Origin of the sequence: Siphonobacter sp. SORGH_AS_0500 (genome assembly GCF_002838835.1) — a bacterium.
Classification (GTDB): domain Bacteria; phylum Bacteroidota; class Bacteroidia; order Cytophagales; family Spirosomataceae; genus Siphonobacter.
Genome location: NZ_NHPP01000004.1, coordinates 270,643 through 294,700 on the forward strand (window position 1 = coordinate 270,643; position 24,058 = coordinate 294,700).

Consider the following 24,058-nt stretch of genomic DNA (forward strand, 5'->3'; position numbering starts at 1 on the left):
CTTTAAATTAAATGAGTTTTATGAGTTTCCAGTTTTCGGTTGTCCGTGGTCAGTTTTTCTGAAAACTGTAGACAGACAACGGCCAACTACTTCAGAGAATCGCCAACGTATGGTAATAACCCAATGTGACGGGCACGCTTCACAGCCTGAGCTACTTTGCGTTGGTTCTTCAGCGTAGTACCAGTAATACGACGGGGAAGAATCTTGCCTTGCTCATTCAATAACTTGAGAAGGAAGTTAGGATCCTTGTAATCAATGTATTTAATGCCGGCTTTCTTGAAGCGGTCATATTTTTTGCGGTTCTGGTTTTTATCCAGAGGTTCGTTTTGTAATGACATGGTCGTGAAATGATTTTAGTTGATGGTTATTAGTTGATAGTTGTTAGATCAAACAACCAGCAACGAATAACTACTAACGATTAACTATTCAGCGGAAGCTTCTTGTTTCTTACCTACCAGACCTTTACGCTTGCGTTCGTTGTAAGCAATCGCGTGTTTGTCCAGAGAGATAGTAAGGAAACGCATCACTCGCTCATCACGACGGTATTCTGTTTCGAGAGTAGCGATTACGTCTGGGTTCGCTTTGAATTCTACCAGGAAATAAAAGCCAGTTCCTTTTCCTTGAATAGGGTAAGCCAGTTTTTTCAGGCCCCAAGACTCTTCGTGGATCAGTTCTGAACCGTTATCCGTAAGAATTTTTTTGAATTTGTCGACAGCATCCTTCGTCTGGACGTCAGACAAAACGGGAGTAAGGATGAATACTGTCTCGTACTGTTTTTGTGACATGTGTTAGTACGGAAAATGTGAAAAAATTAATATTAATCGAAAATCGAGCCGCAAAAGTACATACTTTATCTATAATAATAAAACGCTGCCCTTAAATATTTTATAATTAATTGTAGGAGAGAAGATTAACGCAGATACACGGTATAACTTAAGTCAAAAAAAGCTTCAACCGGAAAGGTTGAAGCTTTGACATTTCTGAATTGAACAAGAACTTAAAACAAACCGCTACGCACTTCAAACGTGCCTTCGCCAATTTTCACGCCTTCCGAGAACAGCTCAATCTGGTGTTTACCCTTTTTGAATGGAATGCCACGTTTATAAATGACATCCACCTGCTGCCCATTGCCCTGGTAGGTAATGTCTTTCTTGGTGGTAAAAATCATCTCCTTGTTCTGATACATAAAAGTGCCGGAGCCCGTCGCCATATCAGAAATAATAGCTCCCGAAGGATCCAGCACTCGTACGTAAATTTCCTTTTCGTTTTTCTCGGTCAGGGCATTATCGCCCAAACCAAAAGCAATTCGAATCTGATCAATCTTATCCGCTTTGATTTTTTCCCGCTGCTTGCCGTTCGAGTTAATGGCATACACCATCACGTTCTGAGCTTTCAGAGCGGCAGCAATGTTAATTTTATCAGTCAGTTCCTTATTATTAGTCTTCAAGGTGCTGAGCGAATCACCGTAAGACTGTTTGGTCTTTTCGATTTCCGTTTTCAGTCCTTCGTTATTGGTAGTCAGTTCCTGATTTTGAGTAGTGAGGAGCCCGTTTTCTTCCCGAAGTTTAACAATGTCTTTGTCCTTCTGGGCCAGAATTACGTTGTATTCCTTGATCTTCGCTTCGTACTTTTTGATATCGGCTTCAGTGGCGTTTATGATGTTTTGTTTATCGATTTCGAGTTTGGTTTTCAGTTGCATTAACTCGTCGATATTACCACCCAGCATACGGATTTCAGCAATTTTAGCATCCAGTTGCGTCGATATGGAGTCGAGCTTGGTATTGGTCTTGATGATCTCGCGTTGTTGAGCTACTGTCCGGGACGAAAGCGTCTCCCGTTCATTCCTTTCGTTAAAGTACAGGAAGCCCAGAATGGCCACAAGTCCACCCATAACAACAAGGGCAGCAATGAAGTAATTTTTTTTGTCAGAGTCTTTCTGTGGTGTTGAGCGGGTATAATCGTAAGGTTCCATGCGTTTGTAATAAAATGGAGGTACGGGTAGACAAAACTACGGCTAAGACGGAACAAGTCAACAACTTATCCAGGAAAACCGAATTAGAAATTTAACGTTGTCCCCTAAAAGTGGTAGGCCGTTGACGAGTTTACCACTACTTTTGTGGAAACAATTATAGAATGAGCGTAGCTGAAAATCTGAATACAATTAAAAAAAACATGGCTGGTTATCCAGCTCGTTTGATTGCCGTTACCAAAACTCACCCCGTAGAAACGCTTCGTGAAGCTTACGAAGCTGGAGCCCGAATTTTTGGAGAAAACAAAGTGCAGGAGATGGTAGATAAGTGGAAGCAACTTCCCGAAGACATCCAGTGGCACATGATTGGCCACCTGCAAACAAATAAAGTCAAGCCGATTGCTCCCTTTGTATCCTTGATTCATTCCGTAGATAGTTTCAAATTATTGCTGGAGATTAACAAGCAGGCTGGAAAAGCTAAACGGGTGATTGACTGCTTATTGCAAATTCATATTGCCACCGAAGAAACAAAATTTGGATTCAGTTTTCAGGAGGCAGAGGCGGCCCTACATTCAGAAGCTCTGAATGGTTTACAGAATGTGCGGATTGTAGGGTTAATGGGAATGGCTTCGAATACCGAAGATAACATTCAGGTACGAATGGAATTCCGGGGATTGAAGCAGTTTTTTGATCGTATGAAGGCAACGGTTCCGCAGACGGATCGTTGTCAGTTGCAGGAACTTTCCATGGGAATGAGCGGTGATTACGAAGCTGCCCTGCAGGAAGGAAGCACGCTGATTCGCGTAGGTAGTGCCATTTTTGGAGCCCGCGAATACGCCGAATAATCAACCGGAAGGTTTTCAGAAAAAGGCTGGAGACCTTCCTTTTTTCTTTCCCATGAACTTCAGAACCGAATTCACTATTCCTGCTTCTGATTGGAAAATCAACCTGGATTCGAGCGTCGTTTCGATGGGTTCCTGTTTCGCTGAAGTCGTCGGAACGCGTTTGCGACAGTATAAAATGGCAGGTTTGTATCAGCCGTTTGGTACGCTGTTTAGCCCAGTGGCCTTATTTAAAATCCTGTCCAATGCCTTGAAAGACCAGCCTGCGGATCCTCGGTTATTTTTGGAAAGGGAGGGACAGTGGTTGCATTACGATTTCCATTCCTCGATTTCTGCTTCTAATCAGGAAGAGCTTAATCGGCTAATTACTAATCAGTTAGTATCTTTAAAAGAAAATCTGTCTAAAGCTCAGGTATTAATTCTGACTTTAGGTTCTTCGTGGGTGTATCAGCTGAATGATACGCCTGCTTACGTAGCCAACTGCCACAAACAGCCTGCCCGGATTTTTACGAAAGACTTGTTAAGCGTTAAAACGATTTGTAAGGAATTTGGTAACGTATATACCTTACTGAAGCAAATAAATCCGGGTTTACGTATTCTCTTAACCGTAAGTCCCGTACGTCATGCTAAAGACGGCATGATGGAGAATTCAGTGAGTAAGTCCATCCTGCGGGCGGCCTGTCATTACCTGATTACCGATTACCAGGACACTGCCTATTTCCCAGCCTATGAGTTACTACTGGACGATTTGCGGGATTACCGATTTTATGAAACCGATCTGGTTCATCCCAGCGAAATGGCTGAAGAGTATATCTTCGAAAAATTTCAGCAAACGTATTTTAGTAAAGAGCTAAGTCAGTTTGCAAAAGAATGGCAACGGCTTACTAAAGCCCTGAACCACCGGCCTTTCCAACCAAACACGGGTACTTATCAAAGCTTTCTGGAAAAACTAAAAACCGATTTTCTTCAATTACCTGTAAATACGCAAATGGAAGTAAGCGAGATTGAGCGTCGCCTGAGCAATATCCGGCTATAAAATGCTTCTAAATAGGGGAAATACAGGAAGATAAACAAGGTGCTACGAAACTTACTGGTTACCTTTGTGGTTACGAATGGGCGGGTTTTAAAGGATTAAACCTCCATTGATGAATCTTACTTTATGGGCGAATTACGAATTAAGAAAGAAGATATTATTAAAGCTTTAGGGACCGTTGAAGAACCGGACTTAAAGAAGGATTTGGTTACCTTGAACATGATCAAGGATGTGGAGTTGGGCGTGGGTGAAGTACGTTTTACGGTGGTATTAACAACCCCGGCTTGTCCCCTGAAGGAGGTTATTCGTCAGCGTTGTGAAGATGCCATTCATGAGTTGGTTGACCCCGAATTACGGGTGGTAATTCATATGACGGCTGACGTAACAACGACAGCTTTCGGAAATAAAACAGTACTGTCAACGGTGAAGAACGTCATCGCCATTGCTTCCGGCAAAGGTGGGGTAGGAAAGTCGACCGTAACGGCAAACCTGGCGATTGCTCTGAAAAATTCAGGAGCTAAAGTCGGAATTCTGGACGCTGACATTTATGGTCCTTCGATTCCGGTGATGTTTGGTGCGGAAGATCTGCAACCAACCGTAACGGTACTAGAGGGTAAAAACATGATTAATCCCATTCTTCAGTATGGGATTAAAATGATTTCGATGGGATTTTTGGTTCCTGCCGACAGTCCGATGGTGTGGCGTGGTCCGATGGCCAGCCAGGCTCTGAAGCAGTTGATGGGGGACGTAAACTGGGGTGAACTGGATTATTTGTTAATCGACTTACCTCCCGGAACGGGCGATATTCACCTGACGCTGGTGCAGTCGGCTCCAATCACGGGTGCGGTCATTGTTACGACCCCTCAGAAAGTGGCTTTAGCTGATGCTAAAAAAGGACTGCAAATGTTCCTTCAGCCACAAATTAACGTTCCGGTTCTGGGAATCGTCGAAAATATGGCCTATTTTACGCCTGCTGAATTACCTGACAATCGGTATTATCTGTTCGGTAAAGGCGGTGGTAAATGGCTGGCTGAACATTATGAAATGCCCTTCTTAGGAGAAATTCCGTTGGTTCAGGGTATTCGTGAGGCTGGCGACGAAGGAAAACCTGCGGCTACTCAAATCGATAGTTTGACGGCGGTGGCTTTCCAGAAAACGGCTGAAAAATTAGCTCAGCAGGTAGCCATTCGAAACGCAACGCTTGAGAAGACCAAGCCCGTTGAAATGACAGTATAAGAAGCAAAAAACAGGAGTATTCATAAATTATTGGAACACTCTGCCTCTGAATATATAATTCAGACAGATCAAAAGCATTATCAGACTATAATGGAAACGAATCTCGAACATCCACTATCAGGGAAAGTAGAACAGGCCTTAAACAGTATTCGTCCGTATTTGGAAGCCGATGGTGGTAATGTCCGTATCATCGAAATTACGGATGATAACACCGTTAAGCTGGAGTTATTGGGAGCCTGTGGGTCCTGCTCTATGTCAGCTATGACCTTCCGCGGAGGCATTGAAGATGCCATCCGCCGTCAGGTGCCCGAAATATCAAGCATTGTTGCCGTGAACTTATAACGGTCTTAGTATAATATTTCCGCTGGAGTAACCGTTACGGTAGCCTCCAGACTTGATTCTGCCTGTCCGGTATACTTCCCGTGTACCGGACTTATCATTTCCGGGGATGCTGAAACGGCCAGCACTAGATGTGATTCTGCTGCCAGACAGTTTTGCGTAGGATCAAAACCTCGCCAGCCCGCTCCGGGTAAATATACTTCTGCCCAGGCGTGAAGGTATTGCGGAGCATCCGAAGAGCCGATGTAGTAACCGCTTACAAACCGGGAAGCCAGCCCCAGACTCCGGCAACAGGCCATGTATAAACTAGCATAGTCGCGACAGGAACCTTTGCGGTTCTGAAGGGTATAGTCCGGCTCCTGAGGAAAGCCTGTTTCGCGAATTTCGTAGTTAAATTCTTCGTTGATAAATTCATTGAGTCGAATCAGGAATTGCAGGGTATCCCAGCGAGATTCCGTGGCAATGAGTTTAGTGAACTGCTCGACGGAGGGCGTAATGCCTTCTTTTTCCAGATACGGCGTTAATAATTTCCGTTCCTCTTGGGAGTACTTGATAGGTAACTTCTGAAATTCAAAGGGGTAAAGAATAAAATCGAAAGGATTGGATAAGCTCGTTTCTACTTCCGACTCAGCTATGAATTGAAGTTGATTGGTAGGTACGCTGAAGAATAACAAATGTTGAGTATTCCCTTCGGTATCAGAAATTTGAACCGTCTTGTCAGGCTCCGGTAAGATCTGAATTTTCGTGCTCTTTAATGACTGAAAGGCCGTTGATCGAGGCTGTAAATAAATCCGGTGGGGACTCAGGGTTACCGCCGAAGAATAGGTATAGTTCAGTTGATGACGTACACGATAAAGCATTGACGCTAAGAGGTTTTAAGGAAAACATAAGGAGAAAAACCAATCAGTCCCTTCGAGAGCAGTGAAAGAAAGGTAAAGGGCTTACATGCAAGATATGGTATATGGGTTATTTATCCAATGGATCTACCGCATTTTAGCAATCTCTTGAATGGATATTGCAGTAAAAATGAAAAAAGGATAATGAGTCCATTATCCTTTTTCTAGCCACAAAAGCTTCAGTAGTTAAGTCCGGTCGCTTACCAGGTTTTTCTGAGATTCGAATATGGGAGCCATCCAGTCACTGGGTAGTCGTTGGACAGACGATAGGAGTAATGCTCCCCACTGGTGAGCAATTTGTTCGACGTCTTCTTTTTCAAAACGATGCTCATGCATGTGAAAACTGTCTTTTTCGTAAACGGCCACATCAATTGGAAAATCTACATCGTTCGCACTAACCCGCGTAGAATCAAAGGACAAAAAGCCAATTTTTAAAGCGTCCTGAAGGGAAGTCTCAAAGCGTAGGCTCCGGCGTAGGATAGGGGTACCGTAGCCCGTATTGCCAATGATAAAAAAGGAGTGTTGGGTCCCACCTCAATCCAGTTTCCTTCGGGATAAAGCATGTATAACTTATGCTCGTCGTCGTCCTGCAATTGTCCGCCCACGATGGCGTACAAATTGAAAGAAAGTCCCGCTTCGGCCAACGCTGATTTATCCTCCCGGGCTACTCGCCTGACCTGCTCACCAAAGGCATTAACGGCCTTGTATAGTTTGTTGAAGTTCGCGTCTCTTTCGGCAATAACTTCCTGAAAATAGGTAATGGCCTTATCCCGCACGGAACGCAGGCCGGAAGTCATGATGAATAAGGAATGGTGCTCTACTTCGTGAATAGAAATCTTTTTATTGGTCGTTACTTCAGAACCAGACGTGAGGCGAGTATCCGCCAGAGCGACTAGCCCAGTTTTGGTTTTTATGCCCAGACAATACGTCATAAGTGGTAATGGGTGCTTCTAGCGTTAGGTTTTGATTTTGGTAATCAATGTCATGACTGATCTTTTACAGGAGAACAGAAACCCTAACAAAAGTAAATGTTTGTCGGAGCATAGATAAGGGATTGTCTTGCCTTTGCCAAACTAAATGACAGGTTTTAAATCAAAATAAGTTTCGAAAATCGCTTTTCCTACCTGATTGTTTTTTGACTGGAAGTTATCCAGAAATTCATGCAGGCCCGAGCTGAAAACGTCCTCGATCGTCATGAATTCAACCTCACTGCGAAGTTTACTTAACAAATGTTCGGCTGGGTTAGTGTAGCTGTTGCCGATATATCCCCCGGAGATTTCGTATAGTGAAAGTTCAGCCCGTTTCAGCGAGTGCATTACTGACCGGGGGAAGTTTTTTTCCAGAATCAGAAACTCTACAATGTGAGCGGGGGACATATTCTTGAATCGCTGGCGATACATGTTATAAGCCGAAACCGACTTTAATACCGAAGACCAGAGTAATAAATCGAGTGGCGAGCCTACCGCCGCTATTTCGGGCAGAAGCGTAAAGTATTTCACATCCAGGAAACGCGTGGTTTTATCGGCCCTTTCAAGCATTCGGCCAAGGCGGGCAAAATGCCATCCTTCATTACGCGTGATGGTTGATTCAATGATCCCGTAAAACGTCTGGCAGCCCAGTTTGATATGCTCATAAAAATCCTGAAAATGAGTCATTTCCCAATTTTTAGATTGCGTGGCCGCTTCTTTAACTTTCCAGTATAAGGCATTAATCTGTTCCCACATTTCCCGTGAAATGGCCTCCCGAATGGTACGGGCATTCTCGCGGGCGTTTTGCAAACAGCTTAGAATGGAATTAGGGTTTTTGGGATCGAACGTCATGAAGAAAATAATATTCTCCCGACTGGTGGTTTCGTAATGCTTATAAAAAAGTTTATTGTCGGCGGTGGCAATGATCAGCGGCTCCCATTGTTCTTCTACATCTGGCGGTAAATCCAGCATCAGATTAAAATTAACATCTACAAATCGGGCATAATTATCCGCTCTTTCTACGTATCGATTTAACCAGTAAATAGAATTTGCAACGCGACTTAGCATAGCTTGAATGGGAATAATATTCGGTTAATTAATAATAATAAGGCTCAATATGGTTTAAATGATAGTCATTTCAAAATTATATTCTGAAATATTCCGTTTTATTTAAAACTATATTTTTTAGGTAATCCCTGAAGGGGATTAGATCAATCAGCAATATAGAGAAAGGTAACAAAAAACCCTCACTCGAAACGAATGAGGGTCTATGCTTATACCAGAACGGGAGATTATGCTCCGGCAAGTGCTTCCGCACCGGCCACAATCTCAAGGATTTCAGTAGTAATGGCAGCCTGGCGAGAACGGTTATACTCAATACGAAGGTTCTTTAAAAGTTCACCTGCGTTATCAGTAGCCTTGTCCATGGCCGTCATACGGGCACCGTGTTCAGAAGCATTGGATTCTAAAACGGCCCGGTATAATTGAATTTTGAGTGATTTCGGAATGAGTTCTTTAATGATTTCTTCTTCCGAAGGCTCAAAAATATAATCTCCTTTTACTGCATTATCGTCTGCTTCTTTTTCAACGATGGGTAAGAATTGCTCCACGCGAATGACCTGCGTAGCAACGTTCTTGAATTCGTTGAAAACGATTTCTACGATATCATACTGGCCTTTGACGAAAGCCGCCATGATGTCTTCTGCCGCCTGACGAACAACGGTAAAGCTCAATCGGGTAAAGGTATCTTCGTAGGCGTGGTTCACTTTGTAACCACGACGAGTAAAGAACTCGCCACCTTTTTTACCGATCGATAAAATATGTACGTTGCCTGCTTGCTGCTGAGCCGCGTATTTTTGATTAATAACCGTCTGGGCAGCCTTACTTACGTTCGCATTGAACGCACCGCAAAGACCGCGATCAGAGGTAATGACCACGATGAGAACTCGCTCGATGGGTCTTTCCTGTTTGTAGGGATTTTCCTGAGCACCTTCAGCCCCCGCCGAAACGGTTTGCAGCATTTCGCCCAGTTTATGAGCATAAGGCCGCATCTGAATGATGCTGTCCTGGGCTCTACGCAGTTTAGCCGCCGCCACCATTTTCATGGCTTTGGTGATCTGCTGGGTAGAGTTTACGGAGGCAATCCGGTTACGAACTTCTTTTAAGTTAGCCATGGTGTTCGATGAAGAGACGTTCGATAGTGAGAGTAGATTAGCCCACTGTCTAATCAGACAATGGGCTACCGAACATCAGATCAGGCAACAGTCAGTTCGTACTTGAGTGATACTTCTTTCGCCACTTTTTCAAGGGTTGAAGTGATCGCATCATCGTACTTACCTGCTTTCAGTTGTTTTAATACGTCCGCGTTCTGATCACGGAGTAAGTTGATAAAATCAGCTTCAAATTGGCGAACCTGATTTACCGGAACTTTATCGATTAAGCCCTTGGTAGAAACGTGGATCATGGCCACTTGTTCTTCTACACGTTGAGGAGCTCCTTGTTTCTGAATCAGAATTTCGAGGTTACGACGACCGCGTTCGATGGTCAGTTTCGTAGCCGCATCCAGGTCAGAACCGAATTTCGCGAAAGCTTCGAGCTCACGGAATTGGGCCTGATCCAGTTTCAGCGTACCCGCTACTTTCTTCATCGATTTGATTTGAGCGTTACCACCTACGCGGCTTACCGAGATACCTACGTTGATTGCAGGGCGGATACCGGCGTTGAAGAGGTTAGACTCAAGGAAGATCTGTCCGTCAGTAATCGAAATTACGTTCGTTGGGATATACGCAGAAACGTCACCTGCCTGCGTTTCGATGATGGGGAGGGCCGTTAACGAACCGCCACCTTTTACGATGGGACGAATGCTTTCTGGTAAGTCGTTCATCTGAGCAGCGATCTCATCGTTAGCGATGATTTTCGCGGCACGCTCTAATAAACGGCTGTGCAGGTAGAATACGTCTCCGGGGTATGCTTCACGTCCGGGGGGACGACGAAGGAGCAGAGAAACCGTACGGTAAGCAACGGCCTGTTTCGATAAGTCGTCATAAACGACCAGAGCAGGACGACCTGAGTCACGGAAGAATTCACCGATAGCAGCACCCGTAAAAGGAGCATAGAACTGCATAGGAGCAGAGTCAGACGCACCAGCGGCTACGATCACGGTGTAATCCATCGCACCAGCTTTACGAAGAGCTTGTTCTACCTGTTTGATGGTAGAGGCTTTCTGACCGCAGGCCACGTAGATACAATATACAGGCTGACCTGCTTCGTAGAATTCTTTCTGGTTAATGATGGTATCGATCGCTACGGTAGTTTTACCCGTTTGACGGTCACCGATGATCAATTCCCGTTGGCCACGGCCTACAGGAATCATGGCGTCGATTGCTTTGATACCTGATTGCAGCGGTTCGGTTACAGGCTGGCGATAGATAACGCCGGGAGCTTTACGCTCGATAGGCATATCGTATAATTGACCAGCGATGGGGCCATTGCCGTCGATAGGCTCGCCCAGGGTATTAACCACACGACCAAGCATACCTTCACCCACGCGGATGGAGGCGATTTGACGAGTCCGTTTTACGGTGTCACCTTCTTTAATGTCAGAAGAATCACCTAATAACACGGCCCCGACATTGTCTTCTTCGAGGTTAAGAGCCAGAGCTTTAACGCCATTTTCAAAGGCGAGCAGCTCACCGGCTTGTACATTTGAAAGTCCGTAAATACGGGCCACACCGTCACCGATCTGGAGGACCGTACCCACTTCTTCGAGTTCGGCGGCAGACTTTGCTCCGGAAAGTTGCTCCCGTAATATCGCCGATACCTCGTCGGGTCTAACTGATGCCATACAGCAGTATTGGAAAGTTATATGAAACTCAGAGTTATTAATCTGTTTTCAGAGTGTGGAAAGAGTATGAACTCTGAAATCGCCCGCAAAATTAGCGACGAAATTTGATTTTCCGTAGGTAATCGAAACTTTTTCCTGTCTTTATTTTATACTTTTCTTAGAAAATGCGTTTATAGGCAAACTTATAATTTGAATTTACAGATAAAGTGTTTAGTACAGTTCATCTCTTTGACGTATAGATAGATTCGTAAGAGTACAGTAGAACTTCATAAGTAATCTGAAACCCTTATACAAGCCGCATACTAAAAGTTATAAGGCTATTAATAGGATTTAAATATGAATTAATTGATGTTTATGAATAATTATTACTAATTAACGTTTTCTTAATTAAACTTAGTATATAGTACTCTAGAGTGATTGATAAATTTGCTTAAGTTGGAACACTAATCAATCACTCATGAACAAACTTTTACAATTCTTTGTAACAGCCTTTTTCCTTAGCTGTTATTTTCAAAGCTTTGCCCAGGATTCCATTTTGTCGTATGATTTTACGACAAAATCGCCCGCAGCAGGTAGCTGGACTGCCAGTGGTTTATCAAGTATCGGGAAAAATGGCTGTACCGGTGACGGGTATTCTGCTCAAAGCTGGGACCCAGGCGATTATATTGAAATAGCCGCCAGTACTTCGGGCTTTACCGGTCCGTTCACGATCAGCTTCAATTCAAGAACATCTAATACCGGAACGAGTGACGTATTAGCCGTTCAAATCTCTTCAGGCAATACGGGGAGCAACTTTGTAGAATTAGGTACTTATAGTTTAACGACTACCTGCGGTAAAATATCTTTTAGCACGCCAGGAAATGCTACGGACTATGATAACAATGCTAATGTAAAAATTCGGATTATTAAAAAAAGTGGTAATTCTAATGGTGGTAACCACAGAATTGATGATTTCCTATTTACAGGGTATAGTGTTGCCCCTACCTTATTGACTTCAGTATCTTCCGTTTCTTCGCTGACGTACGAAGAAGGTAGTAGCGTATCAAATGCTAAAACATTCAATTTGTCGGGGCGTAATCTTAATCCGGCCAGCGGTTCTATTGCATTGACTGCTCCTGAAAATTTTGAGATTTCACTAGATAATACCACTTTCAGTAACACCCTCTCGGTATCTTACAGTAGTAATGCTTTAGCCAGTACACCTTTGTACGTTCGCCTGAAGACAGGACTGCCTGCGGGAGCCTATCCTTCTTCTGGAACAAGTGATCTTACTATTTCCGGTGGAACGGCTAACGTAGTAGTAAAAGTAAGTGGTTATGTCTCTCAAGTGCCTACGGGTACTGAGCCTTGTGCCGCCGCATCTGTCCCTATTTCTTCGGCTCGGGCTGGTTCAGTTGGGGCTACCTTCACGGTGACGGGTAGAATTACAGGAATTTTTTCCGGTACTAACATTTATATTCAGGATGCTACGGGCGGAATTTTAATTTACGATAACGCAGGCAAACAACCTGAAGAGCTTCGGGTTGGAGATGAAGTTCAAGTGACCGGAAACCTTACCGAATACAATACTGAAAAAGAACTGGCTTCTTTAACTTGTTTTCAAAAGACGACGGCAGCTAATAATCCAGTAACTCCGCTGGTCATTGCACCTGCTGATTTATGTAACCATCAGGGAGAATTGATTACTCTGAATGAAGATGTAACCGTTTCGAGTCCCGCAGGAACAACCTTTCTTGGATCCAATACGAACTATACGTTAAGTAACGGGCTTATTATGCGAGTTTTAAGTTCGACGAATCTCTCGGGAGCGACTCGCCCTTCTTCCGCTTTCAAACCAACGGGTGTCGTAACAATCTTTAATAATGGCTGTCAAATCTTACCCCGTTCGGTAGAAGACGTGCCTGGCTCAACGCCTCTACAGGGGGGAAGCTGCGGAACGGCTACGGCTTCGACGAGTGAAACTAAACTGGAAGTAACCAACTGGAACGTGGAATGGCTAGGAAATACGCAGTATGGCCCCACCAACGAAACGCTTCAGTTGAACAACGTGAAAACCGTACTGAGTAACATTGGCTCGGACGTATTCATGTTGCAGGAGGTTTGTAGTTATAATGCGGCTAACCCTTCCGATCCTTCCACTTCATTCGGAGCGTTAATTCAAGGCCTGAATGCTACGTATCCTACTCGTCAGTATGCGGGTGAGTGTTCTTCACGTTATTCGTATTCAGAAGTTGCCAGCCCTGATCCAATGGGGCAGCGGGTTTGTATCATTTATCGTACGGATCAGATCACGAAAGTGGCTTCTCGTCCCTTACTGACGAACGCTTCCGTAACGAACTATCCTACGGGTAATAATTCACAATTCTGGGCTTCTGGTCGTTTACCCTTCCTGTTCCAGGCAGACGTAAAGCTAAATTCTGCGACCGAAGCGACCCGAATGAACTTCATCGTGTTACACGCCAAGTCGGGTTCAGACGTGGCTTCGTATGACCGTCGTGTCTATGACTATAAAGTGCTGTATGATTCCTTGCAGGCACAATTTGCTTCTGAAAAAATCATCATGGCTGGTGACTTCAACGACGACGTAGATCAGTCCATCGCGGGAAGCAACCAAATCAGTAGTATAAAGGCTTTCCTGTATGCGAATCCCGCTACGACCAACATCGCCGATACGCGTCCAAATGCCAACTGGAGCTGTCTGTCGCGGATTTTCAGTACTGCTGGCTGTGCCAGTACGGTTAGCTATTCTGATTATATCGATCACGCTTTCGTTTCAAATGAAATCGTTTCTACAAATTCAGGGGGGCGTACGCTGGCAAGTGTTGTTTCGGTAGATGGCATTTACTCGCTGCGTCCTAGCGTGAGTAACTATGCTAATACGACTACAGATCACTATCCTACGTTTACACAAGTATCAATCACCGCTGATAATCCAACTCCGGTGACCTGGCTGGACTTCAAAGGAAAGTTAAACGAAGCGGAGCAGGTGGAATTAACCTGGGCTACGGCGAGCGAAAAGAACAACAGCCATTTCGAAATTCAGCGGAGTAAGGACGGACAGAACTTTGAAACATTAGCCAATGTAGCAGGTAAAGGAAACAGCACTTCGGTAATTCGCTATCAGTACCTAGACGAAACCCCCGGAAGTGGCCTGAATTATTACCGCCTGAAGCAAATGGATGTGAATGGTAATGCTGAAGTTTCACGAGCAATCTCCGTTGAAGTAGACGCCCTGCGGGTAGGTCCAAACCCGACTGCTAATGTCATCAGAGTAGATAGCAAGGGTCTGGTTGAAGTTCAGTTGTATAGCTTGTCAGGGGTATTACTGAAAAAGTCTTTGACCAATGAAATACAAATGACGGAGCTGGCTTCGGGTTCATACCTATTGAAGATTAGTACAGCCCATTCAACGACTTACAGAAAAGTAGTTAAACAATAAGTAACTCGTAATTTTCAGTAGTTTCTGGGAAGATTGAGAAACGTAAGTTTAGTCTTTGATTAGTAATTGTTTGACTAATAATTTGTTGATTTTTAATGAAGAGGAAGCTTGCTTAAGGGCTTCCTCTTTACTTTCTTTTGAGATTAAAAAATACATTTATGCTAGAATAGCTTTTGATAATTTACTATTGTTGTACCGATGAAACGATTTTTTGCCACTTATTTTACTACAAAAAGCTGAGTTTGCCCTCTTGCTCTAGTATTATTTGGGTAGCCGTTGTTTCCGCCAAAAAAACACTACTTAAACTAATGAAGAACATTTATTCGTTTTTCAGGGGTTGCCTCTTTGCCTGGGCAATCGGATCTTCATTCTTGGCTAAAGCCCAGATTTCTGTTACTTACCCCGTTTCTCGTATGGTTATTCAGAGAAACAATGCAAACCAAGCTGCCCTTTACATGTCTGGAAAAATCGCACAATCAGTGGATCGTGTGCAGGCTCGTTTACTAAAAAGAACAGGTGAGGGAGGAACTGCTGTTGATTGGCAAACCATTCAGACTAATCCCGAGAACGGTGTCTTTTATGGGTTTATTCAGGCTACCGGCGGTCGATATGATCTTGAAATTCGGGGCATGAAAGGTCAAAATCAGGTAGGGTCTGTCGCTCGAGTAGAAAAGGTAGGTATCGGTGAAGTGTTCTTGATTGTGGGCCATTCAAATGCACAGGGAGGCGATGGCTATAGTCCCAGTATTCCCTATGAAGAGTCCAATACAGTTTATCAGGATCAGGTAAACAGCATTGATTTTCGCGAGTCTTCACCGACGTATATTCCTTACTGGTATGAAACAGCTAGTCCGGATGATTTACCGGCTCTGGTTCCTTCGCAGCTTTGTCTCGAATGTGGCATGGCTCCGGGAGCTCCCCGCTGGTTCTGGGGCCGAATGGGAGAGGCACTCGTGCAAAAGTTAAATGTTCCCGTGTTGTTCTACAACGCGGCTTTTGGAGGAACTAACATTGAAATGACGTATAAGGCTGCTTACGACATTCCTTTTGATCATGGTTTTGTGCGGTATAGCCTGCGGCACCCTTACGTAAATATTAGGAACGTCTTAAAGAAATACGCTCCACAGTCTGGAATTAGGGGCATCCTTTCTGGGCATGGTTCAAATGACCGCCTGAATGTTGGTAAAGATTTTGAAGATCAATACATCAAGGTTATTGAGAAAACGCGTCAGGAATTGGGTTACCAGTCTCTGGCCTGGCTTGTAGCCCAGGATTGCTGGAGTGCGGGAAGATGTTATGGAAAATATGAACAATCGGATGCTAACAATACTGAACACATTACGAAAGCCCAGCTAAACTTAGTGGCTAAAGTAAGTGATGTTTTTGCGGGAGCAGATTTAAATACTATTGAAAGTGACGGTCGAATGGATATCATTCACTTCAATCAGACGGGGCAGAAAAAAGCCGCCGCCGCATGGGTGAAGGCTATCACTGAACCTCAGAATAACATTTCATTTTTATCAAAGTCGCAGCCTATGATTGCCAAAACGCCTGCTCCGGTGACGGCTAATCCAACAGCAGTCACTTCGGTAAAAACGGGTGCATGGTCTGATCCCTCCACCTGGAATTGCAATTGTGTGCCTAATTACTCGACGGAAGTAACGATTCAGGCGGCTCACGAAGTGACCATTAAAGGCGTGTTCTTTGCGAAAAAGCTGGTAAACAGGGGTAAACTCACGTATCAAACCAACTGAAAAGTTAAGCGAGGAAGCAAAAGCCGGAAATTCAGCAATGGATTTCCGGCTTTTTTGTTAAAATTTGGCAATACAGGCACGTTATTAAGATTTATTAGGAAGAAGGGAAGCCAAATTTCCTTTTTACGCTATAATTTTCATCAATTGCTAACGTTTTAGATAGGTATTAAAAGTAATTTCTATCTTCGTTCGTTTAATTTATTTCACTACCAACTATCCCTTTCTGAGAAGGCCTGTACTTCAAAATCAGTAAGTTTGCTTCATGAAAAAAAGTAGTATTGCTATTATTCTGGTGTCCTGTTCGTTAACGGCCCTTGCACAAACGAAGAAACCCGCTCCTAAACCCGTAGCTAAAAAACCAGTAGCTGCAAAGACGGCTGTGTCCCCCGCGTCTGCTTTGAAAACGTCGATGGATTCCGTGAGTTATGCCATTGGTATGGACATTGCCCGTAGCCTGAAAAACCCTTCGCTGACTAATCTGAACCTGGATCTGGTGGCTAAAGCCGTTCGGGATTCCAAGGATGAAAAATACGCTCTGACCCAGGAGCAATACCAAAGCACCCTTGCCAATTTCAGTGCCAAAATGCGTTCTTCGCAGGAAGCAGAGCAGGCTAAAGCTCAGGCTGAAAACGCAAAGAAATTTGAGCCTAATCGTTTGGCTGGAGAAAAATTCCTGGCAGAGAACAAAACGAAAGATAGTGTTGTTACTACGTCTAGTGGACTGGAATACAAGATTTTGAAACAGGGTAATGGAGCAAAACCAACCCTGGCTGATAAAGTAAAAACGCATTACCACGGTACTTTAATTGACGGAACCGTATTTGATAGCTCCGTGGAACGTGGCGAACCGATTAGCTTCCCACTGAACGGGGTGATTCAGGGCTGGCAGGAAGGCTTACAGTTAATGCCAGTGGGTTCTAAATTCCGTTTTTACATCCCTTATCAGTTGGCGTACGGCGAACGTGCCGCTGGTCAGATTCCCCCGTATTCAGCTCTGATTTTTGATGTTGAATTATTAGAAATTGAAAAGTAAAGAGTCGTTGGTTTGAACCCCCGATCCCTATAGCAAAGATTAAATAGAAGCAACGGGGTAAATGTCGGGTATTGTTTTTTTAGATACTCTTTGCCGATTAATACCCACATTTTCCGACGATTAATGCCTCAAGATAACATGTCTATGAAAAGCTATTTGCTCGCCTTTGTGCCGCTGGTGTTATTGGGGTTTCAACGAGAACATCCCTCTGAATCCCAGCACTTCAGCTCGGATCAACCCACTGTTTTAGTACCTACGGCTTCTCAGAAAGAAGTTGAAAAAGTAGTCACCACCATTCTTTCTTCATACCACTACCGCCGAATGCCACTGGATGATTCGCTCTCCTCTAAAGTTTGGACGAATTACCTGAAGGAAGTGGATAATGGTAAAGCCTACTTGCTGGCTTCTGACGTACAGGCCTTTGAAAAGTACCGCTACCAGATTGATGATTACCTTCAGGCTGGTAACCTTACCCCGGCGTATGATCTGTTCAATCTGTTCATGAAACGTTTTCACGAACGTATGGCCTACGTTAGTAAGCTGACAGATAAGCCTTTTGATTTCAGCAAAGACGAGTCTTACGAAACCAATCGTGACAAAGCTCAGTGGGCTAATAGCACAGCCGAGCTGGATGATTTGTGGCGTAAAATTGTGAAGAGTCAGGCTCTGGATTATAAACTTCAGGGTAAGAAAGACACCGCTATTTACCGACTGATTAAGGATCGTTATGTGAACCTTGACAAGCAAACCAGTAAGGTAAAGAGCGATTACGTTTTTCAGTCCTTCATGAATTCCTTTGCTGAAGTAATTGATCCGCACACGAGTTACATGGCTCCGCCGGATGCCTCTCGTTTCAAGGATGAAATGGCTCAGTCATTTGAAGGAATCGGGGCTACTTTAACGCCTGAAAATGATTACACGAAAATCCGTGAATTAGTACCCGGCGGTCCGGCTATGAAAAGTGGTCAGGTTCGTGAGAACGACCGCATCGTAGGGGTAGCTCAGGGCACAAATGGCCAGATGGTTGACGTAGTTGGCTGGGCATTGGATGATGTAGTGAAACTGATTCGTGGCCCTAAAGGCACAACGGTTCGGCTGAATATTCTGAAGCCAGATGCTCTTCCCGGAAGTCAGCCTCATGAAATCAAAATTGTTCGCGATAAAGTGAAGCTGGAGGACGGTGTAGCGAAAGCAGAAATCGTTCCGATGACTTACGGTAATAAGGAATATCGCATGGGAGTCATTACCCTGCCCGGTTTCTATCAAAACTTTGATGAAATGCGGAAAGGCGATAAGGATTATACTTCCACCAGCCGTGATGTTCAGCGTTTCCTGGAACAGTTTAAGCAGGCTAAAGTAGACGGAGTTGTGCTGGATTTACGCTACAATGGCGGTGGTTCACTGGATGAAGCGATCAAACTGACGGGCTTGTTCATTAAAGATGGTCCGGTTGTTCAGGTGAAAGATGCCATGGGTCGTATCGATGCCGATGATGATCCAGATCCACAACAGGTATATGCAGGTCCGCTGGCGGTTATCGTAAACCGTTTTAGTGCTCTGCTTCCGAGATTTTTGCTGGAGCTATTCAGGATTACAAACGTGGTCTGGTGATTGGAGGAACGACTTACGGTAAAGGCACTGTTCAGCAGTTACTTGATCTGAACCAATTCCTGCCCAAGGAAACGGAAAAAGTAGGGTTACTGAAAATGACGCGTGCCAAGTTCTACCGGATTACGGGTAGCAGTACGCAGCATAAAGGAGTTACGCCAGATATTGAGTTACCTTCTCGTTTCAGTGCCGAAGAATTCGGTGAAAGCTCTCAACCAACGGCTTTGCCCTGGGATCAGATCAAACCAAGTGTGTTTACGGAATACACCAATGTAGATCCAAAGACCCTTGAAAAACTGCGGACGAAGTACAACGAACGTTACAAGGCGGATCCCGATTTATTACGCCTGACGGCTGAAGTTTCGGACTTCCAGAAAAATAAAGACAAGACCTTGCTTTCGTTGAACGAAGCGAATCGTCGGAAGGAAATGGAAGAGGCGAAAAAGCGGAAAGACGAGCTGGCTAAACTCGGAGAAGGTAAACCTAATCCTTACGAAGTAGTGCTGCTGGGCGATAAGTTAACCCAACTCGGCACTGCCGGTGGAGGAATGCCTGGCCAGGACGTTGCTTCGGCTGATATTCGTCAGAAGATGAAAGAAAATTTCATTTCTAAATTCAAGGAAGACGCCGAGCTAAAAGAGTCCATTCGGATTTTAGCAGACTGGATTTCTCTGAAATAATACCGATAGTCGATTAAAAGGGAGCTGGACATGAATGTTCAGCTCCCTTTTTTGTGGATTTCAAAATTTACCTGACTTTTGCAGCGATCATAAATAACCTCTAATTCCATGCGTATTGTCCTAGTTCTATTGCTTTGTCTGAATCTTACCTCAGCGTTCAGCCAGTCTTCTCCAGCCAAAGATTCCCGTTTGTACGAAATGCGGGTATATTATTCACCCGAGGGAAAGCAACCTGATTTAATGAACCGTTTCCGAAATCACACCATGCGTATTTTTGCCAAACATGGGATGACTAACGTAGGTTACTTTGTTCCCCAACACAAACCCGATAGCTGTCTGATTTATTTCCTGTCGTACCCCAATCGGGCGGCTCGCGATTCGAGCTGGAAAGCGTTTAGTAATGACCCGGAGTGGAAGAAAGTAGCCAGCGAATCTGAAAAAATGGTAGGATCGTTTCTAAGGTTATCAGCCAGTTCTTTCACACCACCGACTTTTCTCCAGCCTTAGATATGAGTCCCAAGGGGAACCGGGTATTTCAGCTTCGTACCTATAAAACGACTCCTTACAACTTGCCTTTATTACTAGCTCGGTTTCGGAACCATACTACGAAGCTATTCGAAAAACACGGCATGAATAATTTCATTTATTGGACGCAGGACGACGCAGATAACATTCTCATGTATCTATTGACCCAGCCTAGTAAAGAAGCAGGAGAGAAGTCCTTTAAAGCTTTCCGCGAAGACCCGGAATGGATCTCGGTTCGGACGGCTTCGGAGAAATTAGCCAACGGCTCATTAACCGAATGGGTAACCAATCTTTATTTAGTACCAACGGATTTTTCTCCTCTGAAATAAATTCAGCAAAAAAGGCTTCCGATCGGAAGCCTTTTTTGTTACTAAGTTTTTGCAGTCATTGTAATGATAAGTAGTTGATTGCTTTTGGTTGATAGTCAATATTTTACAACAAAAAAGTGTATTATTAAATTGTTATAAGAACTTGGATGGTTCGGTTGTAAAACGTAGACTATCAATCTATCAACTGATAACCAAAAACGAACAACTATTTACTTAACCTGTTTACGGCGTTCTTTGATGTCCCGCCAGTTGGTTAAAATAATGTCATTCTGTTCGATGTATTTTCTTAATTCGGGATCAAGCATCGCTAATAGATCGCCCTTGCGGGTAGGGCCTGAGTCCGAAATGATTGAAAACTGAGGCGTAGGGTCTGTGCAATGCACAATGATCATCGTTAGTCCGGGCTTACATTCTTGTAATAACGCAAGAAACTTCTGAGTTTTATAAGCTCGTAAATTCTGATCAGTAAGGGGTTGTCCAGCGGGAGACTTCCAGCTATAGGTTTCGGTAAAAAGATCATCCAGCACGGGTAAACGGGCCGCCCAAAGTTTTTCTCCAATCATTTTAGTCGCTTTCACATCAATCGGGCTTTCCTTTTGAATCAAGGTATTATGACCACCCGGAAACATCACGGGAATCTTCTCTTCGATCCCTACTTTAACGTAGCGTTCTATAAACTTAGGCTGGAAAAGCGTGCCCATGTGTGAATCAATATGTGAAGGTTCTAGCCCAAACTGACGAAATTGGGCAATCTGAGCTCTAATCTCACTTTCCACTTCGTCGGGCGAGGCATGGGAGACAACCTCCGCAACGCCTCGCCAGTAGTAACCCTGTGGATCATAAAGACCAGGAGTTTTTTCCCTACCAGTTAAGGGCTGCCAGCGATAATCTTTCCATTCGGAGGTTAAAGTGAGATGAACACCTAAATCCCAGGTTGGGTTTTGTTGAGCGAGGTTCATGAAATGAGGTACCCAGGGACAGGGCATCATCACACTCGTCGAGGTCGCCACGCCACTACTCAGGGCTTTGCGGGTGCCTTCGTTAGAGTCATAACTCATTCCGGCGTCGTCAACGTGAAAAATGATGACTTTCTTCCCCTTTGGAAATCCCAGCTTTTCGGCGTACGTCTGAGCGGAAACCACTTGGGTTAACGCAAGGCAAAAAATCGTGAGGATTAATTTCATGCTAGTAAAGTAGTAAAAGAGGGAATGCAAAAAAGCCAGTACCTTAAAGATACTGGCTTTTAAAATAAGGGAGATTATCTAACGGTTACAAACGAACAATTTCGGCTCCAATGGCATTGAGGCGGGTGTCAATGTTTTGGTACCCACGGTCAATCTGCTCGATGTTATCAATGATGGAAACGCCGTTGGCCGACATGGCAGCAATGAGCAAGGAAACGCCCGCACGAATGTCAGGAGAAGTCATGCGAATGCCGCGTAACTGCAACTGGCGATTCAGCCCGACTACCGTGGCCCGGTGCGGATCGCAAAGGATGATTTGGGCACCCATTTCGATGAGTTTATCAACGAAGAACAGGCGGCTTTCGAACATCTTCTGATGAATCAGTACCGTTCCTTTAGCCTGAATGGCCGTTACTAGCACGATACTCAGCAAGTCAGGCGTAAAGCCGGGCCAGGGAGCATCTGCTACAGTTAGCATTGAGCCGTCAATGAAAGTTTCCAACTCGTAATGATCCTGTGCGGGAACGAAAATGTCATCACCCCGGAATTCCAGTTTAATACCTAATTTCTGGAAAACGCTTGGGATAACACCCAGATCAGGAATGGAGCAGTTTTTGATGGTGATCTCAGACTGCGTCATGGCGGCTAAGCCAATGAATGAACCGATTTCGATCATGTCAGGTAACATGGTATGATCGGTCCCTTTCAGTTCGCTGACGCCATCAATTGTAAGTAAGTTAGAGCCGATACCGCTGATGCTGGCACCCATCCGAACCAGCATTTTGCAAAGTTGCTGGAGGTAAGGTTCGCAGGCGGCGTTGTAAATGGTGGTTGTCCCTTCCGCTAAAACCGCGGCCATTAATACGTTAGCCGTTCCGGTTACGGACGCTTCATCAAGAAGCATATAGGTGCCTTTCAGATTGGAAGCATCTACTTTATAAAAACCACCATCTTGAGGATCAAAGTCAAAACGGGCCCCGAGGCGTTCAAAACCCAGGAAGTGAGTGTCCAGACGACGGCGACCAATTTTGTCACCACCGGGGCGGGGAATCCGGCCTTTTTTGAAGCGGGCTAACAGGGGGCCCAGCGTCATTACTGACCCACGTAAAGAGGCTGCTTTATGCTTGTAGGCTTCCGTTTCGAGGTAACCCATGTTAATGTCATCCGCCTGAAAACGAACGGAAGATTCACTCAGCCAGGTTACTTTTACACCCATTTCCCCCAATAAATCAATCAGGGCAATGACATCACGGATGCCGGGGATGTTATGAATCGTAACGGGTTCTTTCGTTAAAAGTACCGCACAGATAATTTGAAGTGCTTCGTTTTTAGCACCTTGAGGGACAATTTCGCCCTTCAGTTTTCTTCCTCCTGTTACTTTGAATGAAGCCATCTTTACAGTGAATAATGTATAGAAAAACGAGATCAGGCGGAAAGCCACGTACGGCTCTTGCTGATTCCTTAAAACCTATAAATTATTTTTTTCGGTTGTTACGATTGAAATGATTATTCGGATTATTCCGATTGTTATTATTGTTGTTGTTCCGACGCTGGAAATTATTCGGTTGACCCCCACGTTCGCTGCGATCATTACGATCATTGTTCCGATAGTTATTGTTCGGACGGCTATGCGTGTGCGAATGGTGATGACCACTGCTGCCACCTGCATTGCTGGAATAACGGTCCCGGGGAGCAATGTCTAAATACCCTTCATTACGGATACGGTCAATTTCCGTATTCAGGCCGCCTTTCGAAATAATTTTCAGGTGCTCTAAAACGGTCGAATCATCGGCGTTATCCTTATTCCAGGCGGTGTAAAAGCTCTTCATCATCTTGGCAATGTAACTGGCGAAAGCCCATCGCTCGTACTCGTTAGTTAATGAAATCGCTTTTTCCACCATAACTTCCAGATTTCGACCGTAGTGACGAAACTGTAGATGATGGGTATTGTAAGGAACAGGATTAGGTTTTTTCCCAATGGCCTCTGGCGATGGAGGAGGGAATGGGCTGTCCACATCGAGGCGGAACCGCGACATAATGTATAAATCATCCCAAAGCTTATTAGTATAATCCTGACCCTCCTTCATGGATGGGTGGATTTGTCGCATCAGCTCAATCAGTACGTAGGCCTGCTTCGTGCGTTTCTCGCGGTCTGAAATCGTAACGAGATAATCCACGAGTTTTTGGATATTACTTCCGTATTCTTTCAATCGAATGTATTTGTTTTCAGTGGACGAGATTGTGGATTGTTGGTCACATAAGGATAAGCCCTGACAAAGCGTCCGGCGTAACCGGGAGAAGATATAAACCCATCATACTCGTGAAGTTTTGCAAATGTATAAAGAAGCCCCTAAGTTCCAAACGGTAATAGCTTCCAGA

At 44.5% G+C, this 24,058-nt stretch carries 19 protein-coding genes and 2 pseudogenes; 10 read left to right on the top strand and 11 right to left on the bottom strand.

Annotation, left to right across the window (positions count from 1 at the left end; all coding sequences use genetic code 11):
• Positions 1-86: 86 nt before the first annotated feature.
• The 3 genes from rpsR to BWI96_RS06580 all read right to left on the bottom strand — a co-directional run bounded on the left by rpsR (position 87) and on the right by BWI96_RS06580 (position 1,972).
• Entirely contained in the window at positions 87-338 is a 252-nt protein-coding gene (gene rpsR / locus BWI96_RS06570; protein ID WP_106635878.1) for a 30S ribosomal protein S18, read from the bottom strand.
• An 84-nt stretch (positions 339-422) separates the two neighbouring features.
• Positions 423-785 (bottom strand): 30S ribosomal protein S6, encoded by a 363-nt coding sequence (gene rpsF, locus BWI96_RS06575; RefSeq protein ID WP_106635879.1) that lies wholly within the window; start codon positions 783-785, stop codon positions 423-425.
• 212 nt (positions 786-997) lie between these two features.
• Positions 998-1,972 (bottom strand): hypothetical protein, encoded by a 975-nt coding sequence (locus BWI96_RS06580; RefSeq protein WP_106635880.1) that lies wholly within the window; start codon positions 1,970-1,972, stop codon positions 998-1,000.
• A 161-nt stretch (positions 1,973-2,133) separates the two neighbouring features.
• Between BWI96_RS06580 and BWI96_RS06585 the strand changes: the two genes are divergently transcribed.
• The 4 genes from BWI96_RS06585 to BWI96_RS06600 all read left to right on the top strand — a co-directional run bounded on the left by BWI96_RS06585 (position 2,134) and on the right by BWI96_RS06600 (position 5,422).
• Entirely contained in the window at positions 2,134-2,814 is a 681-nt protein-coding gene (locus BWI96_RS06585) for a YggS family pyridoxal phosphate-dependent enzyme (RefSeq protein WP_106635881.1), read from the top strand.
• A 52-nt stretch (positions 2,815-2,866) separates the two neighbouring features.
• Positions 2,867-3,847 carry a GSCFA domain-containing protein gene (locus BWI96_RS06590; protein WP_157830244.1) on the top strand — a complete coding sequence of 327 codons (981 nt, stop codon included), beginning with the start codon at positions 2,867-2,869 and terminating at the stop codon, positions 3,845-3,847.
• 123 nt (positions 3,848-3,970) lie between these two features.
• Positions 3,971-5,080 carry an Mrp/NBP35 family ATP-binding protein gene (locus BWI96_RS06595; RefSeq protein ID WP_106635883.1) on the top strand — a complete coding sequence of 370 codons (1,110 nt, stop codon included), beginning with the start codon at positions 3,971-3,973 and terminating at the stop codon, positions 5,078-5,080.
• 90 nt (positions 5,081-5,170) lie between these two features.
• Complete coding sequence (locus BWI96_RS06600) at positions 5,171-5,422, top strand: NifU family protein (RefSeq protein ID WP_106635884.1); 252 nt, start codon at positions 5,171-5,173, stop codon at positions 5,420-5,422.
• A 5-nt stretch (positions 5,423-5,427) separates the two neighbouring features.
• Here the strand turns inward: BWI96_RS06600 and BWI96_RS06605 are convergent, their stop codons facing one another.
• From BWI96_RS06605 to atpA, 5 genes and pseudogenes are all read right to left on the bottom strand, one after another.
• Positions 5,428-6,279: a transglutaminase family protein gene (locus BWI96_RS06605; RefSeq protein WP_106635885.1), complete on the bottom strand. Its 852-nt coding sequence runs from the start codon at positions 6,277-6,279 to the stop codon at positions 5,428-5,430.
• 222 nt (positions 6,280-6,501) lie between these two features.
• Positions 6,502-7,247: pseudogene (locus tag BWI96_RS06610) on the bottom strand (peptidase).
• Between the two features lie 141 nt (positions 7,248-7,388).
• Positions 7,389-8,351: an alpha-E domain-containing protein gene (locus BWI96_RS06615; protein WP_106635886.1), complete on the bottom strand. Its 963-nt coding sequence runs from the start codon at positions 8,349-8,351 to the stop codon at positions 7,389-7,391.
• A 224-nt stretch (positions 8,352-8,575) separates the two neighbouring features.
• Positions 8,576-9,457, bottom strand: a complete 882-nt coding sequence (gene atpG, locus BWI96_RS06620; RefSeq protein WP_106635887.1) for an ATP synthase F1 subunit gamma — start codon at positions 9,455-9,457, stop codon at positions 8,576-8,578.
• Between the two features lie 80 nt (positions 9,458-9,537).
• Positions 9,538-11,127 (bottom strand): F0F1 ATP synthase subunit alpha, encoded by a 1,590-nt coding sequence (atpA, locus tag BWI96_RS06625; protein ID WP_106635888.1) that lies wholly within the window; start codon positions 11,125-11,127, stop codon positions 9,538-9,540.
• A gap of 457 nt (positions 11,128-11,584) precedes the next feature.
• Here atpA and BWI96_RS06630 point away from each other — a divergent pair, with 457 nt between their 5' ends.
• The 6 genes and pseudogenes from BWI96_RS06630 (at position 11,585) to BWI96_RS22210 (ending at position 20,495) form a co-directional block, all read left to right on the top strand.
• The gene (locus BWI96_RS06630; RefSeq protein WP_106635889.1) at positions 11,585-14,566 is read left to right on the top strand and encodes a DUF5689 domain-containing protein; all 2,982 of its coding nucleotides are present in this window, start codon (positions 11,585-11,587) and stop codon (positions 14,564-14,566) included.
• A 455-nt stretch (positions 14,567-15,021) separates the two neighbouring features.
• Entirely contained in the window at positions 15,022-16,320 is a 1,299-nt protein-coding gene (locus BWI96_RS06635; RefSeq protein WP_198555160.1) for a sialate O-acetylesterase, read from the top strand.
• A 262-nt stretch (positions 16,321-16,582) separates the two neighbouring features.
• Positions 16,583-17,353 (top strand): FKBP-type peptidyl-prolyl cis-trans isomerase, encoded by a 771-nt coding sequence (locus BWI96_RS06640; RefSeq protein WP_106635891.1) that lies wholly within the window; start codon positions 16,583-16,585, stop codon positions 17,351-17,353.
• Between the two features lie 321 nt (positions 17,354-17,674).
• Positions 17,675-19,641: pseudogene (locus BWI96_RS06645) on the top strand (carboxy terminal-processing peptidase).
• 108 nt (positions 19,642-19,749) lie between these two features.
• Complete coding sequence (locus BWI96_RS22205; RefSeq protein WP_232793605.1) at positions 19,750-20,148, top strand: NIPSNAP family protein; 399 nt, start codon at positions 19,750-19,752, stop codon at positions 20,146-20,148.
• 2 nt (positions 20,149-20,150) lie between these two features.
• The gene (locus BWI96_RS22210) at positions 20,151-20,495 is read left to right on the top strand and encodes an NIPSNAP family protein (RefSeq protein ID WP_232793606.1); all 345 of its coding nucleotides are present in this window, start codon (positions 20,151-20,153) and stop codon (positions 20,493-20,495) included.
• A 209-nt stretch (positions 20,496-20,704) separates the two neighbouring features.
• Here the strand turns inward: BWI96_RS22210 and BWI96_RS06660 are convergent, their stop codons facing one another.
• The 3 genes from BWI96_RS06660 to BWI96_RS06670 form a co-directional block, all read right to left on the bottom strand.
• Complete coding sequence (locus BWI96_RS06660) at positions 20,705-21,679, bottom strand: polysaccharide deacetylase family protein (protein ID WP_106635950.1); 975 nt, start codon at positions 21,677-21,679, stop codon at positions 20,705-20,707.
• 85 nt (positions 21,680-21,764) lie between these two features.
• Entirely contained in the window at positions 21,765-23,072 is a 1,308-nt protein-coding gene (murA, locus tag BWI96_RS06665; RefSeq protein WP_106635894.1) for a UDP-N-acetylglucosamine 1-carboxyvinyltransferase, read from the bottom strand.
• A gap of 82 nt (positions 23,073-23,154) precedes the next feature.
• Complete coding sequence (locus BWI96_RS06670; RefSeq protein WP_369804099.1) at positions 23,155-23,982, bottom strand: DUF4290 domain-containing protein; 828 nt, start codon at positions 23,980-23,982, stop codon at positions 23,155-23,157.
• Between the last annotated feature and the right edge of the window lie 76 nt (positions 23,983-24,058).

Coding starts and splice junctions, on each gene's coding strand:
- rpsR (WP_106635878.1), bottom strand. CDS start 338: ATGTCATTACAAAACGAACCTCTGGATAAAAACCAGAACCGCAAAAAA.
- rpsF (WP_106635879.1), bottom strand. CDS start 785: ATGTCACAAAAACAGTACGAGACAGTATTCATCCTTACTCCCGTTTTG.
- BWI96_RS06580 (WP_106635880.1), bottom strand. CDS start 1,972: ATGGAACCTTACGATTATACCCGCTCAACACCACAGAAAGACTCTGAC.
- BWI96_RS06585 (WP_106635881.1), top strand. CDS start 2,134: ATGAGCGTAGCTGAAAATCTGAATACAATTAAAAAAAACATGGCTGGT.
- BWI96_RS06590 (WP_157830244.1), top strand. CDS start 2,867: ATGAACTTCAGAACCGAATTCACTATTCCTGCTTCTGATTGGAAAATC.
- BWI96_RS06595 (WP_106635883.1), top strand. CDS start 3,971: ATGGGCGAATTACGAATTAAGAAAGAAGATATTATTAAAGCTTTAGGG.
- BWI96_RS06600 (WP_106635884.1), top strand. CDS start 5,171: ATGGAAACGAATCTCGAACATCCACTATCAGGGAAAGTAGAACAGGCC.
- BWI96_RS06605 (WP_106635885.1), bottom strand. CDS start 6,279: ATGCTTTATCGTGTACGTCATCAACTGAACTATACCTATTCTTCGGCG.
- BWI96_RS06615 (WP_106635886.1), bottom strand. CDS start 8,351: ATGCTAAGTCGCGTTGCAAATTCTATTTACTGGTTAAATCGATACGTA.
- atpG (WP_106635887.1), bottom strand. CDS start 9,457: ATGGCTAACTTAAAAGAAGTTCGTAACCGGATTGCCTCCGTAAACTCT.
- atpA (WP_106635888.1), bottom strand. CDS start 11,127: ATGGCATCAGTTAGACCCGACGAGGTATCGGCGATATTACGGGAGCAA.
- BWI96_RS06630 (WP_106635889.1), top strand. CDS start 11,585: ATGAACAAACTTTTACAATTCTTTGTAACAGCCTTTTTCCTTAGCTGT.
- BWI96_RS06635 (WP_198555160.1), top strand. CDS start 15,022: ATGTCTGGAAAAATCGCACAATCAGTGGATCGTGTGCAGGCTCGTTTA.
- BWI96_RS06640 (WP_106635891.1), top strand. CDS start 16,583: ATGAAAAAAAGTAGTATTGCTATTATTCTGGTGTCCTGTTCGTTAACG.
- BWI96_RS22205 (WP_232793605.1), top strand. CDS start 19,750: ATGCGTATTGTCCTAGTTCTATTGCTTTGTCTGAATCTTACCTCAGCG.
- BWI96_RS22210 (WP_232793606.1), top strand. CDS start 20,151: ATGAGTCCCAAGGGGAACCGGGTATTTCAGCTTCGTACCTATAAAACG.
- BWI96_RS06660 (WP_106635950.1), bottom strand. CDS start 21,679: ATGAAATTAATCCTCACGATTTTTTGCCTTGCGTTAACCCAAGTGGTT.
- murA (WP_106635894.1), bottom strand. CDS start 23,072: ATGGCTTCATTCAAAGTAACAGGAGGAAGAAAACTGAAGGGCGAAATT.